This window comes from Hymenobacter sp. BT491 (genome assembly GCF_014349165.1).
GTDB lineage: Bacteria > Bacteroidota > Bacteroidia > Cytophagales > Hymenobacteraceae > Hymenobacter > Hymenobacter jejuensis.
In genome coordinates this window covers 101020-114036 of sequence record NZ_JACSJJ010000006.1, presented here as the reverse complement: position 1 = coordinate 114036, position 13017 = coordinate 101020, and the positions used below count along the sequence as shown (strand labels likewise).

13 protein-coding genes are annotated in these 13017 nt (G+C 65.3%); 11 read left to right on the top strand and 2 right to left on the bottom strand.

Features of this window, described 5'->3' with window-relative positions:
• Positions 1-1789 (bottom strand): toprim domain-containing protein (locus H9I52_RS21050; RefSeq protein WP_187455487.1); only part of this gene is annotated, 1789 nt, incomplete at its 3' end.
• 83 nt (positions 1790-1872) lie between these two features.
• On the bottom strand, positions 1873-2259 hold the full coding sequence (locus H9I52_RS21045; RefSeq protein WP_187455486.1) for a hypothetical protein: 387 nt from the start codon (positions 2257-2259) through the stop codon (positions 1873-1875).
• Between the two features lie 247 nt (positions 2260-2506).
• On the opposite strand from H9I52_RS21045, the gene H9I52_RS21040 reads away from it, so the two are divergent.
• The 11 genes from H9I52_RS21040 to H9I52_RS20990 are packed head-to-tail and all read left to right on the top strand — an operon-like array spanning position 2507 to position 13006.
• On the top strand, positions 2507-3187 hold the full coding sequence (locus tag H9I52_RS21040; protein ID WP_187455485.1) for a hypothetical protein: 681 nt from the start codon (positions 2507-2509) through the stop codon (positions 3185-3187).
• 58 nt (positions 3188-3245) lie between these two features.
• The gene (locus H9I52_RS21035; RefSeq protein WP_187455484.1) at positions 3246-3665 is read left to right on the top strand and encodes a hypothetical protein; all 420 of its coding nucleotides are present in this window, start codon (positions 3246-3248) and stop codon (positions 3663-3665) included.
• 5 nt (positions 3666-3670) lie between these two features.
• Positions 3671-4000 carry a hypothetical protein gene (locus H9I52_RS21030; RefSeq protein ID WP_187455483.1) on the top strand — a complete coding sequence of 110 codons (330 nt, stop codon included), beginning with the start codon at positions 3671-3673 and terminating at the stop codon, positions 3998-4000.
• On the top strand, positions 3969-6584 hold the full coding sequence (locus tag H9I52_RS21025; RefSeq protein WP_187455482.1) for a type IV secretion system protein VirB4: 2616 nt from the start codon (positions 3969-3971) through the stop codon (positions 6582-6584). The genes H9I52_RS21030 and H9I52_RS21025 overlap by 32 nt, the downstream gene beginning before the upstream one ends.
• Positions 6581-7726, top strand: coding sequence for a conjugal transfer protein TraG N-terminal domain-containing protein (locus H9I52_RS21020; protein ID WP_187455481.1), 1146 nt, complete (start codon positions 6581-6583; stop codon positions 7724-7726). Before H9I52_RS21025 ends, H9I52_RS21020 begins: the two co-directional genes overlap by 4 nt.
• 23 nt (positions 7727-7749) lie before the next feature.
• The gene (locus tag H9I52_RS21015; RefSeq protein ID WP_187455480.1) at positions 7750-8409 is read left to right on the top strand and encodes a hypothetical protein; all 660 of its coding nucleotides are present in this window, start codon (positions 7750-7752) and stop codon (positions 8407-8409) included.
• Between the two features lie 49 nt (positions 8410-8458).
• The gene (locus H9I52_RS21010) at positions 8459-9208 is read left to right on the top strand and encodes a conjugal transfer protein TraK (RefSeq protein ID WP_187455479.1); all 750 of its coding nucleotides are present in this window, start codon (positions 8459-8461) and stop codon (positions 9206-9208) included.
• Between the two features lie 19 nt (positions 9209-9227).
• Positions 9228-10127: a DUF4138 domain-containing protein gene (locus H9I52_RS21005; protein ID WP_187455478.1), complete on the top strand. Its 900-nt coding sequence runs from the start codon at positions 9228-9230 to the stop codon at positions 10125-10127.
• 17 nt (positions 10128-10144) lie between these two features.
• Positions 10145-11539 (top strand): conjugative transposon protein TraM, encoded by a 1395-nt coding sequence (gene traM, locus H9I52_RS21000; RefSeq protein WP_187455477.1) that lies wholly within the window; start codon positions 10145-10147, stop codon positions 11537-11539.
• 30 nt (positions 11540-11569) lie between these two features.
• A complete protein-coding gene (locus H9I52_RS20995; RefSeq protein ID WP_187455476.1) occupies positions 11570-12460 on the top strand; it encodes a hypothetical protein in 891 nt (296 codons plus the stop codon).
• Between the two features lie 6 nt (positions 12461-12466).
• Positions 12467-13006, top strand: coding sequence for a hypothetical protein (locus H9I52_RS20990; protein ID WP_187455475.1), 540 nt, complete (start codon positions 12467-12469; stop codon positions 13004-13006).
• The last annotated feature ends 11 nt before the right edge of the window (positions 13007-13017 follow it).

Here is a 13017-nt window from a genome sequence, read left to right as displayed (position 1 = left end):
CGGCGGCCTCGGCGTGGCGGGCGCGGGCACGCAGCTCTTCCCGCTCGGCTTCATCGACTTTCAGGCCCGCCGGCGGGGGATTGTCGTGGATGTACTCTTTCAGCAGTACCAGGCCGGCGTCCCGGGCGTGCACGAACTGCGCGGTGTGCTCCGCTGCCTCCTGCTCGCTGCGGTAGGAGCGGGTTGGCCGGTTTTCCTCGGTGGCGGCGCCCACCACCGCCTGCGTAAACCGCTGGTCAGCCTGCGCCCGCTCCTGCTGCGCTTCCGGGCTGCTTTCCCGCTCGCGCCGGGCTTGGCGCTCGGCTTCCCGCTGTTCTTTTTCCTGGCGCTGGGCCTCGGCCAGCCGCTGCTGGCGCTCCGATTCGCGCTGCTGCTCTTCGCGCTGGGCGGCGGCCCTAATCTGCTCGGCATTCAGGCCATGGTTGGTGTACTCCAGCTCTTTGCTGAAGTCTTTGGCCAGTGGATAATCCACCCGTAGAAAGATTCCCGGCTGGCGTTCCGCCAACGGCCGCAGCTGCTCCCGTTGCCGGTAAAGCTCCTGGGCTACTACTTCCAGCTGCATGACATCGGCGCGCGCCACGCTCATTCGCACGACCGTCAGGCGGTCCGTGCTGCGCGTCACCTCAGCGGCCAGGGAAGGACCCGCTTCCTGGGTGCTGTTGATTTTAGCGACCCGCTCGCTGAGCTGCTGCACCTGCTGGTCGCCCTGCTTGGGCGTGTCGTGGTGGAAGCTCACTTTCAGACTAACGTGGTACTTGTCGGAAGTGGCGTGCCACTCGATGGGCCGGGTGGGCTCCTTGTAAGCATCCTGCTCGCCCACTGGCGCGAAGGGGCGGGCCGGCTGCAACTCATTGAGGTAATTGATGTTGAACTGCCGGCCGCCGGCGTCACGGTCATTGGCTAGCACCACCTCTTTCGGCTCCTGCTTGTCAATCACCCGCTGAATGAGCGCCACCTGCGCCTCGGTGGGCGTGCCGCTGGTGGCGATGTAGAGCGTGTTTTTGGGGTCCTGCCCGTGCTTGAGTTGGAAGTGCGAAAGCGAGTCAATGGCCGACTCGCTCAGCACCACCCGCTCCACCGGGGTGTCCTTGCCGTCGGTGGGGTGGGACACCCAGATGCCGTTTTTAGGCAGCGGCAGCAGGCTTTTGTAGTGCTCGTTCTTCTGCTCGACGCTGGCCAGTCCGTTCTCATTATAGAGCGGGAAGGCCGTGTTCCTGTGCTCGTTCTGCTGCGCCGTGAAGATGCGCCCCTGGAAAGCCGGGCTGTCGAGCGTCGCATCGGTAATGCCGCGCCCGTGCAGGTAGCTGCGGTCGGTAAGCTCCTTTTTGACGCCCAGCACCTCGGCAATCAGGCGGGTGCGGCGCTCTTCCTCGGCCTGCCGGGCCGCCTCCTCCGGGTCGCCCACGGGCAGGCTGCTCAGCTGCGCGGTGTCGGGCGGGGTGGCGTACTGAGTCGCATACTGGCGGGCCGGGGCCGGGGCGCCGTCCAGATACTCGCGCAGCTGCTGGCGCACCTGGCCCAGATTGAGGCCGTGGCCGTCGCCGCCCCTGGTCTTGGCAAAGTCGATGATGGAGCCCGCGTCGCGGTCGTCGCCGGTATTCAGGTACACCTGGTGGTCGCCCTTGCGGGTGACGATGACGTGCTCGTCATCCTTGACCAGGTGGTGCCAGTCGCCGCGCCGGCTTTCCTTCTTGATGGTGTAGCCCTGGCGCTGGGCGTAGTCAACCAGGTCAATGTCGCGCTTGAAGCGGTCGAGCTCGGTGGGGTCGTTTTCCCGGGGTGCGTTCATGGGGTGGGCTGGGGGAGTGGAGCCGGACAGCTCCGACTCCTCCCCGCACCCCAAGCGGGCCCGAGCAGGAAAGCTATCCGGGGTTAGGTTGTCGGCGGCGGGCTACCGGCCCGCTGCGCGGCCGCGTCGAAGAAGGCCAGCTGCTCGCGGAACTGGGCCAGGAGCTCGGCGCTGCCGAACACGTACTGGTTGGCGCCGCTGCCAATGTCGATGCGCACGATTTCCGTGGGCAGGGCCAGGGCGCGCAGCACGCGCTGCACCAGCCGGGGCTCGTCGCGCTTGAGCTTGCCGTTCTTCAGGTTGACGACGTTGGTATAAGTCAGGCCATGCTGGGCACAAAAGGAGGTTAAATCACCCTGGGCAAGGGCTTTGAGACGGAACTGCACGTAGCGCAGGCACTCACTGTAGGGCGCGGACAGGCTAAGGTCAGGAAAGCCCAACGGGGCGGATAGGTGGTCAGAAGGTACCATGCGAAGAAGGGCACACTGCGGGGGCAGTGGGGGTGAAGTATCGGAGCAATACCCCAAAGGACGCATATCGGGCTTAGAAGCCGCAACGCCATCGGGGAAAAACTCAAATCTTCTACCTCCCCACGAATCCGAAGAGGAAATCGCAGGATGCTGCTTCGCTGGTAGCCGCTTCATACGACCAAGTGTTTTTTAAGTTTTCACTAACTTTTTGCTAACACTGTTGCGCTTCTTGCCGTAAGGGGCCGGTATGCGTTCCGGAATACTCTTATTGGTGGTGATACTGGCCCTGGGTGCCCTGGCCGCGCTGCTGTGGTGGCGCTTCAAGGGCAGCGGCAAGCCGGCCGCTCCGGTTGCCGTGCTGGCCACCCACAACCATCATTCCCTGCGCTCCTTCCACTACGGCACTGCCGCCACCGCCAAGCCGGCCGGGAAAGCAGCAGCTGCCACCGAAGTCGGGGAGGCCCTGGCCCGGCTCCTTCCCCGGGAAGACCTGCCTGCCCCGGAGCCCGCGCACGCTGCCGAGGAAGAGCAAGCAGCACTCCCTGCCGCGAGTCCACAGCCTGCTATTGAGGACCCAGCTGAAGTCGGCCCCGAAGCGCCAGCTGAAGAAGCGCCCCGTCCGGCCTCCATTCGCCACGCGGCCGGCGCCCTGGCCTCCCTGCTGGATGCCCAGGAAGATGCAGCGGCGCCTGCGCCAACCCCTGAGCCCTTACCGGAAGCTGATGAGGAGCCGGCGGAAGCCCTCTTCCACAACCCTATCACCGCACCGGCACCCACGCCCAACGACCAGGCCAACCGCGCCGCCGAAATCGCCCTGCGCCAGCAGCGGCGGGCCCGCATGAGTACCGATGCTTCGGCCCAGCGCGCCGCTCTGAGCGGCCTGTTTCCCGGCGCCGGCAGCCCCATCCCCACGGCCCAACCTTCCTGACTGCCACACCTGCTTCTCGGGGAGATAAGCACCCTGTTTTCACCAATTACCCCTTTCTATGATAACCAATTTGCTTTCCCGAGCTCGTACCCACGCCGCAACGGCCAATGAAACCCTGCACACGCTGGCCGCGGCCGGCCAGACTTATCAGCCTTCCAAAGCCGAGCAGCGCGCGGCCGCCCTGCTGACCGCCCTGGCCCTGGCCACCAGCCCGGCCCGCGCCCAGCGCGGCGGCGGGGGCGCCGCGGCCGCGCTCGAAGGCGTGCAGGAAACCGTGGTGAGCATCGTGCAGGTCATTTTCGCCATTGTGCTCATCGTGGGCCTGATTCGCGTGGTTATGAAGTTCGTGCAGGGCGCCCCCGATGCGCTGGGCTCCCTGGGCTGGCTGGTCGGCGGCGTGATTCTGTGGTTCGGCTTCCAGCTCTTCAAGGACGATTTGGTCAGCGCCGTGGGCGGCGGGGACGGAGGCGTACGCTAACGGCCATGCGCTCCTACAAATCCATCGAGCGGCCCGCGCAGGTGCTGGGCATGAACATTCAGGACCTGGGCATCATGGTGGGCCTGTTCATCGGCTCCGTGCTGCTGCTCGGCTTCCTGGGCATGGCCGTCAAGATTCCCCGCCTGGTGTACCTGCTCGTCATCCTGGTGGAGCTGGGCCTGATTCTGGGCCTGCGCTACCTGAGCAAGCGGCAGGCGCCCGGCTTTTTGATGGGCTGGCTCTCCTTCACCTTCATCCAGCCCCGCCGCTTGGCGGTGGGGCCCATTCCCACCCCTTCCCGCAATGACCAAAAAGCCCAAAACGGCCGCGTTTAACGCCGTGATGCCCGTGCACAGCTTCGAGGGCGACAAGGTGGTCTTCAAAGACGGCCGCGTCGCGGTGGGCTTCCGCGTGGAGCCCGCCGAAATGGAAAGCTGGACCTCGGACGACTACGAGGCCTTCCAGACCGCGCTGGTGGGCGTGCTGCGCCCGCTGCCGGTGGGCACCATCGTCCAGAAAACCGACATCTACTACGACCGGCCCTACCGCGAAGACAAAACCCAGCAGACCTACTTCGAGAACAAGATGAACAAGCACTTCTTCGAACGGCTGGTGCTGTTCCAAAAGTCCTACCTGTTCCTCTCGTTCGCGCCGGCGGCCGTCAAGTCGCCCAAGACCAACGCGGTGAATGCGCTGGTGGCCCGCGCCGGCGAGGCCGTGCTCAAGAACCCCTTTGCCCAGCTCGTGCACACGCTCGAAGCCGCGGAAAGCGGTGCCGTGGAATTCATTCAGGGCATCAAGAACCTGGGCGGTGTGACGTTCGAGCGGCTGCAAAGCGCGGAGATTCACCAGCTCTACCTGCAGTACTTCAACCTGAACTTCGACGGCCAGCCCACCCGGCAGGAGCGCGAAATCGGCAACGACCTAGGCACCTTCAGCGTGGGCGAGCACAAAGTGAACGTGCTGTCGATGGTGGGGCAGGGCTCGGATGCCTACCCGGCCGTGCGCAACGGGTACGGGGTGACGGCGCCAATGCTCTACCCGCTCACCCACATCCTGCAGTGCCCGCACGTGCTTACCCAGGCCCTGCTCATTCAGGATACCCGCGCCGAGCTCAGCTCGCTCGATACCGACCGCAAGCTTAATGCCTCCCTCTCGTTTCTGGCCACCCAGGACAACCACCTGCGCGCGGCCGAAGTAGAGGAGTTCACGGCCGAGGTGCGGGCCGAGAACAAGCAGATTGTGGGCCTGCACCTCTCGTGCGTGCTCTGGGACACCAACGACACCAGCCGGCGCGAGAACGTGGAGCGGGCCACGGCCGCCTTTCGCTACATGTTCGGCACGGAAAGCGTGGTCGAAAGCTACCTGGCTTTGCCGGTGTTTTTCGGCCTGCTGCCCGGCAACGCCTGGCAGGTGCCGGACCGCTGGCTGACCAGCACCGCCGACCGCGGCGCCTGCTACACCCACTGGACGGCCACCTACCGAACCGACCCGGTAGGGGAGTTCCTGACCGACCGGTTCCGCAACCTGGTGCAGGTAAACCTGTTCAACACCGCCCTGGACAACCAGAACGCCATTGTCATCGGCCCCTCGGGCTCGGGCAAGAGCTACACCTTCGGTAACCTGATTGTGCAGCGCTTCGAGAAGGGCGCCCGCCAGATTATCATGGACGTGGGCGGCACCTACCGCAACGTGCTGCAGTCGCTCAACGGCGAGGACTTCGACAACACCTACTTCGAGTACGACCCGCAGCGCCCCATCGAGTTCAACCCTTTCGTGGTCCCGCGCGACGCCGCGGGCAAGTGGCTCTACAACGACGAAAAAACCAACTTCCACCTGGCCCTGCTCGCCGCGCTCTGGAAGGGCGGCAAGGACACGGCGCTGGACAAGTCGGAGCGCACCATACTCTCGCGCTTTCTGATTGAGTACTACGCCTGCCTCAACGAGAGCCCGCGCCTGAACCAGAAGGACGAGGAGTTTCCCGGCATGGAAAGCTTCTACCGCTTTGTCGAGCAATACGACCAGGAAATGCAGAAACCGGTGGCGCAGCCCGGCGACGGGGTGGAGCCGGACCCGCTGGATGGGGCCCGCCGGCAGTACCAGAAAAACCTGAAGTACATCGACATGCACCAGTTCTTCCTGGTGCTGGGCCAGTACATCACCGGCGGCCGCTACGAGCGGGTGCTCAACGCCCAGCGCGACGTGGACTTGAGCGAGTACCGGCTCATTTGCTTCGACCTGGCCAAGGTGCAGGCCGACCCCGACCTCTACCCGGTGGTGGCCATGCTCATCACCGAGCTGAGTCTGGATTTGTTCCGCAGGTTCCCCGACGACATCAAGTACATCGCCCTGGACGAGGCCTGGACCATGCTCTCGGGCGTGCTGTCAGAATTCATCGAGTCGATGTACCGCACCATCCGCAAAACCAACGGCTCGGTGACCATCATCACCCAGGGCATTACCGAGATTACCAGCAGCAAAATCGGGCCGGCTATCATCAACAACTCGGCCACCAAGATTATCCTGCGCCACGTCAACCCTGACTCGCTCACCCAGCTGCAGGCCCCGCTGGGCCTGACCGGCCACGAGATGGATTTGATTAAGTCGGTGCGCTCCACCGAGGCCCTGCGGGAGTTTTTCATCAAGCAGGGCGCCAAGGGCAAGGTCTTCGCCCTGGAAGCCTCGCCGCAGCTCGATGCCATCCTGACCTCCAAGCCCGTGGAGCGCAACCACCTCAACAAGCTGGTGAAGTTCTACCAGCAAACCCAGCAGCGGCCCCGGACCGACAAAAACGGCCACGTGCTGCTCAACGACGAGGGGCAGATGGAGTACGAGCCCGTGCGGGTGCAGCGCCTGGACTACGCCGTGGACCAGTTTGTGGAAGATAAACAGGCCCGGAAGGGGGCCCTGGCACCATGAGTATGCTGGGGAGTATGCTCGCGATGGTCGCCTACGGCATCGACCCGGGCTTTCTGCGGGCCTGCGACCAGACCCTGCAGGTCGTGCTCACCGCCTGCCGCTTCATCACGCCCAGCCTGATGGGCATTGCCCTGCTCTACACCATCGGGCGGGGCTTCATCTCCGGCAGCGGCCTGGCCATGGACTGGGGGCCGATTATCAAGGCCACCTGGATATTCTTCCTGCTCTTCTTCTACCAGACGCTGATGGACACGCTGGGGGCGGGGCTGGCGGCCTTTACGGCCATGTTCTCCACCGACAAGTCGGCCGCCGAAGCCATCCGCGACCTGACCACGCCGGCCTCGGTGGCCGCCGCGGCCCGCAACGACTCCATGGGCATCGGCGACATCGTGGCGGGTGCCAGCTCGCTGATGACCAGCATTTCGCAGACGCTGAGCTCGTTCACGCTCTCGGGCATCCTGACCCGCCTGTTTACGGCCACGGCGGTGCTCATCATCCGCCACATCATGCAGTTTATCCAGCAGTTCATCCTGGGCTTTCTGTACGTGTGCGGGCCGATTGCCATGACGCTGTCAGTGATTCCGGCCTTTGGGCAGCTGGCCATGAAGTGGCTGCAGAACTTCCTGGCCGTGCAGCTCTGGGGCCTCACGTTCGTGCTGCTCGACACCATCTACGGCTTTTACGCCGAGACGGCGCAGGCCCCCAACGGCCTGTTCGGCGGGCTCACCAATGGCCCGCAGCAGTCGGTGGACGACGAGAAGTTCATGGTCATGTCCGTGGCCTTCGTGCTGCTCTACGTGATGGTGCCCTACCTCACCTCGATGTTCATCGGCTCCTCGGCGGTGCAGGGCTTCGTGGGCTCCATGGTCGGCTCGGCCGTGGGCGCCGCGACGGCTGCGGCCGGCGTGGTCTCGCCCGGTGGCGGGGGCCTGTCAAGTGCCGTGGGCCGCGCCCTGGGCAACGGCGGCAGCCGCGGGGGAGGGGGAAGCCACGGCACTGGTGGGGGCGGTGGTACCGGTGCTAGCAGCGAGGCGGGCGAATCAGCCGCGTCCTCGGCTTCCTCGGGCCTGCCCACCATCACCATGTCGGAAGCGCTGAACCCGTCTTATCGCCAGCGGGCCTCGGGCATCTGGACCAAATAACCCATCCTTCTGACTTCCTATCCATGAAGAATCTTCCCTCATTCATCGTAGCCGGCTTTACCCTGGGCCTGACCGCGGCCTGCCAGTCCAACCCGACGCCGGAAGCCGCTACCACCCCGGACGCGCCGGCCGCCACCCGGCCCACTACTCCGCCCACTACTGCCCGGCCGGCCCACCTGCCCATCACGGCCGTGGACCTCAAGCCCGGCGTAGCCGAGCAAACTCCCCGCGAGGGCTACCTGCAGGTCGTTTCCGCCAAGGTGCTGCAAGCCGAGCCCATGCAGCTACGGCTGCCGGCTATGTGGCAGGCAGACCCGGACCGGGCCGACGGCGTGAAAGCCGCGCCCGGCTACCGCATTTCCTACGAGGCCGTGTTGCAGTGGATACCCCAGGGCTTTGGCCGCCAGCAGGTACCGGCCTCGCTGCCGCTGTACTCACCCAACGGCCGCGACACCCTGGCCTCCTTTCGCGTCGGCGGCCTCAACCTGAATGTCCCGGGCCGGGAGCGATACTCGGTCACGCCGATTGCGCCCCGCAAGCCGCTGACCGTGCGCGGCACGCTCTACGCCTACCTGGGCCAGAACGAGCAGAAGCAGCCCGCCCTGGTCGTGTACCCGTACCGCGGCCGCGCCGGCGGGTTCGATGACTCCTTCAAAAAGGTGCTGCTGCCCATCAGCCAGTAAGGGCCGTGGGAAGAAAACGCACCATTTACCACAACCAGACTCTCAATCAATGGATTCCGCCAAAGACTTAAGTACCTCCTTTTCCACCATGCGCAACCTGGCGCTGGGCAGCGTGCTGGCCCTGCTGCTCGTGGCCCTGGCCTCGGGCTTTCTCGTGTACCGGGCCTACGAAAACAGCGGCCGGCGCGTGTACGTCGTCTCGCAAACCGGCTCGGTGGCGGCCCTCTCGGCCGGCAACGACGCCCACACGCCCTACGAGGCCCGCAACCTGGTGCGCCAGTTCATGCAAACCATGTTCGGCCACGACCAATACACCTACAAGGCCAACCTGGACGCGGCCCTGCCCCTGATTGAGGGCCGGGGTGGCCGGCGCATCTACGAGGGCTTCACCCGCGGGCAGGTGCTGCAGAACTACGAGCGCTACGCCGCCCGCAACGTGGTGACTGTGGACAGTGTGCTGGTAGACATGAGCAAGCGGCCCTGGTCCGGCGCGGTCTACATCAAGCAGCGCATTTTCATTGGGGGCCAGCAGAAGGAGCCGCTGCCGCTGGCCGCCAAGTTCAATCTGGTGGAAACCAACCGCTCGGATGCCAACCCCTACGGGCTGCTCATCACCAATTTCGACTACATCCCCTACACCCCGCAGCTGACGCGGGAAGAGCAGGAGTTGCTGCAGTCCCAGGAAGCCGACCGCCAGCGCCGCCTGCAGGAAGCCGAGCGCGGCCTGGCTCCGGCCGGCCCACCCACGGCCCCGACGGCCCCCGCCGCGACTCCGGCCCCCACTACCCCGGCTAAGTAACCCTTTATCCTTCTCACTCATGCGTCTTCACACCCTTCCGGCCCTGTTGGGGCTGCTCACACTCCTTTTCCAAACTACGCCAAGTGCCGCGCAGGGCGCCGCCACTTCCCCGGCCACGGCCGTGGTGGCCAGCGATAACCTGCTGGACGTGGCCGTGTCCGACTCTTCCACCACCTACCTGGTCTTTGGCGGGCCGGTGTCGCTGGTCGACGTGGGCATGGCCAACAACTACCTGGTCAAGATTGAGGCCAACGCCGTGTTTGTGCGCGCCAGGCGCAAGCACGCCCCGCCCACGCCCATCCTCATCCGCTACGGCTCGAAGTACTGGATGGGCCGGCTCGTGTACGTGAACCGCCCGGTGCTGCAGCTCTACGACTTTCAAAAGGACGGCACGCTGAGCATCAACGGCAAAAACGCCTCCTCCACGGGCGCGGCCCCGGAAAACGAGCTGGCCCTGGACAAGGAGCGGGAAAAGAAAGCCGTCGTCGAGGGCAAGCTCCAGCAGCTGCGCAAAGTCCGCGAAGAGCACCAGGCCGTGGCCGTGGTCGACAACGACCTGGTGCTTTCGCTGGCCAACGTGCGCAACGACAAGGATTTTACCTACCTGCGCTTCAAGGTCATCAACAAGACCAACATCGACTACAACGTGGACTTCACCGACTTCCAGCTGGTGGAAAACGCGCAGAAGAAGTTTCTGGCCCGCAAAAAGAACGAGGCCCGGCGCCCGCTGGCTCCCTCCGGCGGCGGACCCAACCAGGTGATTACCGGGCGCACCACCGGCTACCTGACCTACGCCATTCCCCTGTACGCGGCCACCGAGCGCGGCTACCTGGAAGTGACCCTGCGGGAGCTCAACGGCGCCCGGGTGCTGGTGCTGCCCGTGCCGTCCCGCGTGATTAACCGCGCCGCTACCATCTAATGCTGCCCGCTATCTCTATGGAACCCATCACTCCCCCTACCCAACCAGCCGCCCCGGTTGCCCGCCCGGAAAGCGAGCAGCCGGCCCCGGCGGTCGCGCCCGTTAAACGCACCCCCACGGAAATACTGCGCGCGAACTGGATGGCCTTCGCCGGCCTGCTGCTGGTGCTCGTCATCGGCGGCCTGTTTCTGTGGCTGAAATCGGCCAAGGAAGCCGCCCAGCAGCAGCGCGAGCCGGTAGCCGCGGCCTCGGCCAACATCGAGCCCGAAATCCCCTCGGTGGAAAACGCGCCCCCGGCGCCGACCACTTCCCCTTCGGCCCAGATTGAAGCCCAGCGCCGCGCCGAGCAGGATGCCCAGAGCGCCCCGGTCCGGGCCACGGACCAAGATGTCGTGGACGTGTTTGCGGTCGACACCACCGGCCTGGCCCTGCGCAAGCGGCGCCGGGCGCAGGCGGCCGCCCAAGCGGCAGCCCGCCGCACCGAAGCCGCCCGCCTGGCCGCGGCCGACGTGGACACGATTGAAACCACGATTCAGGACCCTGCCACGGGCTCCTACCGGGCGCAGACCCTGGTGGTGCCGCGCCGGCGCCTCACCGCCAGTGGCGGAGGCCGACCCCGGCCGGTTACTAGCCGAAGCGGGCGCAGCCTGATGCCCACCCGCGACGTGGACGGCACCCCGTTTGAAACCGACCCGGACGTACTGGCCATGCTGGGCTCCTCGCCGCCCGAAACCCGCGCCGCCTACGAGCGCATGACCGGCAAGCGCTACCGCGACCCCAACCAGACCGCGCAACTGCTGGCCAACCGGATGAATGCCCCCGGCATGGATGGCTTCAATACGGTGAAGGTGGCGGGCGCTACCCGCATGATGGCCCAGGGCAGCCAGCGCGAGCAGCAGTTGGCCCCGGACGTGTTTTTCAAGTGCGTCATCAACGGCGAGCAGAAGGTGCGCACCGGCTCGGTGGTCATCCTGCGCCTGCTGGAGGATGCCGTGGTTTCCGGGGTCACCTTCCCCAAGAACATGGTTTTTGCCGGCGTGGCCACCGTGGGCACCAACAACGTGACGCTGGAAGTCAACCGCCTGGGCCCGACGCGGGTGCAGGCCGACATCTACGACTTCAACTACATGCCGGGCATCATGATTGACCCGGTGAAGCGCGTGGCCCGGGAAGCCGGCATGGCCGGCAACGAGCTGCAGCAGCAGACCACCCAGGAAATCAGCACGGCCATCGACCGCTCGGCTTCAGCCGCTAACTCGGTGGTGGGCGTGGGCGGCCGGGTGGCCGCCTCGGTGCTCGCCCGCCCCAAAACCCGCACCAAGCTGCGCGACGTGCTGCTGCCCGATGGCTACCCCATCCTGATTACCACGGCGGCCGCCGGCCGGCTGGGCCCGGAAGCCGCGGCGCGCTAATCCTTTCCTTTCACTTAACCGGATAAGACGATGAAAAAGATGCTTTTGCCGGCCCTCGTGGCCCTGGCACTGACGCTGGCTACCGCTGCTGAGTCAAAGGCCCAGATGGTGGTGAATGACCCGCTGCACATGGGCGTGCAGATTGGGGAGTTTGCCAAGCGCCTCGCGCAGTGGACCGAAACAGTCAAAAACTACCAGGTCATCAAGGATGCCAGGCAGATTGCGGGCGTCACCAAGGACATTACCGGGGAGGTCAAGAACATCACCGATGAGACCCTCCAGCTGCAGCGCCAAGTGCAGGCCGACCTGCGCAAGGTGCAGAGCATTCAGGACCTGCGCCTCTCCAACCCGCAGGAGCTGTTTGCCCGCGCCCTGGCCATGTCGGGCCGGGGGCAGAGCAACCAGTACATGCCCGTGTTTCAGAAGGCCGAGCGCCTGCGCCAGGCCCTGCAACTCAATAACCCCCAGCAGGACCTGAATACGGTGTACGACGTGTTTTCCCGCTTCGGCTCGGGCGCCACGGCGGGCAACAACCGCATGAGCTCCCAGCAGTACCAGCAGAAGCGCGAAGAAGCGGCCGTCTCCACGTTTGCCTACGAGGAGATGATGCAGAAAAAGAAGATTGCCACGGCCTTCGGCTACTACAAGATTGCCGACGAGATGACTCAGCAGAGCATCGAGATGAATGCCACGCTCAAGAACCCCGGCCGCTACGCCATGACCGAAGGCGAGCGAATGGTGGCCTTGAATACTTCGAACGACAACATGATTAAGGCCATGCAGCTGCGCCAGGAAGCCGACCGGCTGCTGGCCGAAGCCTCCCAGCCCGGCCCCTCCCGGCAGGCGGCCGAAATGGTCTATTCCGACATTCTGGTGCAAAACGCCCTTATCAAAGCGGACCGGGCCCGTCCCCGCAACTAACCCCTTATGAAGAACCTACTGCTAGTGGCCCTGCTGCTGGCGGGGGCCGGCGCCGTGCCGGCCTCCGCCCAGCGCCACGTCCAACACATTTCCAGCTGGGGCGCCCACCTGGGCCGCTCCGAGAAGGGCGACTTCTACGAGCTGAGCTACACCAGCATGCTCACCAACCGCCTGGCCCTGCGCGCCAGCGGGCTGCGCGAATCCGGCACCCTGAACGGCCGCGGCGAATACTCCAGCTATGTGGGCCGGGTACTGCTCGCCCCGCAGCTTTTCCGACTGGGCGAAATAGCCTACGTGCACCTGCTGCTGGGTGCCGGCGCCGGCTATGAGCGCACCGGGGAGAACGGCACCGCCGAGCTGGCGACCGACGCCAAGGCGCCGCAGCGCTTCACCTACGGCCCGCAGGCCGGGGCGGAAGTCGACTGCTTCCTGGGCAACCGGCTCTCGCTCGTGGCCACTGCAACCAAAGGCTACTTGTTCAACAACCCGCTTATCGACCAATGGCCGGGCCATACCAGCGCCGGCCTGCGGTACCACTTTCGCTAACCCTGTTTTTC

Coding starts and splice junctions, on each gene's coding strand:
- H9I52_RS21045 (WP_187455486.1), bottom strand. CDS start 2,259: ATGGTACCTTCTGACCACCTATCCGCCCCGTTGGGCTTTCCTGACCTT.
- H9I52_RS21040 (WP_187455485.1), top strand. CDS start 2,507: ATGCGTTCCGGAATACTCTTATTGGTGGTGATACTGGCCCTGGGTGCC.
- H9I52_RS21035 (WP_187455484.1), top strand. CDS start 3,246: ATGATAACCAATTTGCTTTCCCGAGCTCGTACCCACGCCGCAACGGCC.
- H9I52_RS21030 (WP_187455483.1), top strand. CDS start 3,671: ATGCGCTCCTACAAATCCATCGAGCGGCCCGCGCAGGTGCTGGGCATG.
- H9I52_RS21025 (WP_187455482.1), top strand. CDS start 3,969: ATGACCAAAAAGCCCAAAACGGCCGCGTTTAACGCCGTGATGCCCGTG.
- H9I52_RS21020 (WP_187455481.1), top strand. CDS start 6,581: ATGAGTATGCTGGGGAGTATGCTCGCGATGGTCGCCTACGGCATCGAC.
- H9I52_RS21015 (WP_187455480.1), top strand. CDS start 7,750: ATGAAGAATCTTCCCTCATTCATCGTAGCCGGCTTTACCCTGGGCCTG.
- H9I52_RS21010 (WP_187455479.1), top strand. CDS start 8,459: ATGGATTCCGCCAAAGACTTAAGTACCTCCTTTTCCACCATGCGCAAC.
- H9I52_RS21005 (WP_187455478.1), top strand. CDS start 9,228: ATGCGTCTTCACACCCTTCCGGCCCTGTTGGGGCTGCTCACACTCCTT.
- traM (WP_187455477.1), top strand. CDS start 10,145: ATGGAACCCATCACTCCCCCTACCCAACCAGCCGCCCCGGTTGCCCGC.
- H9I52_RS20995 (WP_187455476.1), top strand. CDS start 11,570: ATGAAAAAGATGCTTTTGCCGGCCCTCGTGGCCCTGGCACTGACGCTG.
- H9I52_RS20990 (WP_187455475.1), top strand. CDS start 12,467: ATGAAGAACCTACTGCTAGTGGCCCTGCTGCTGGCGGGGGCCGGCGCC.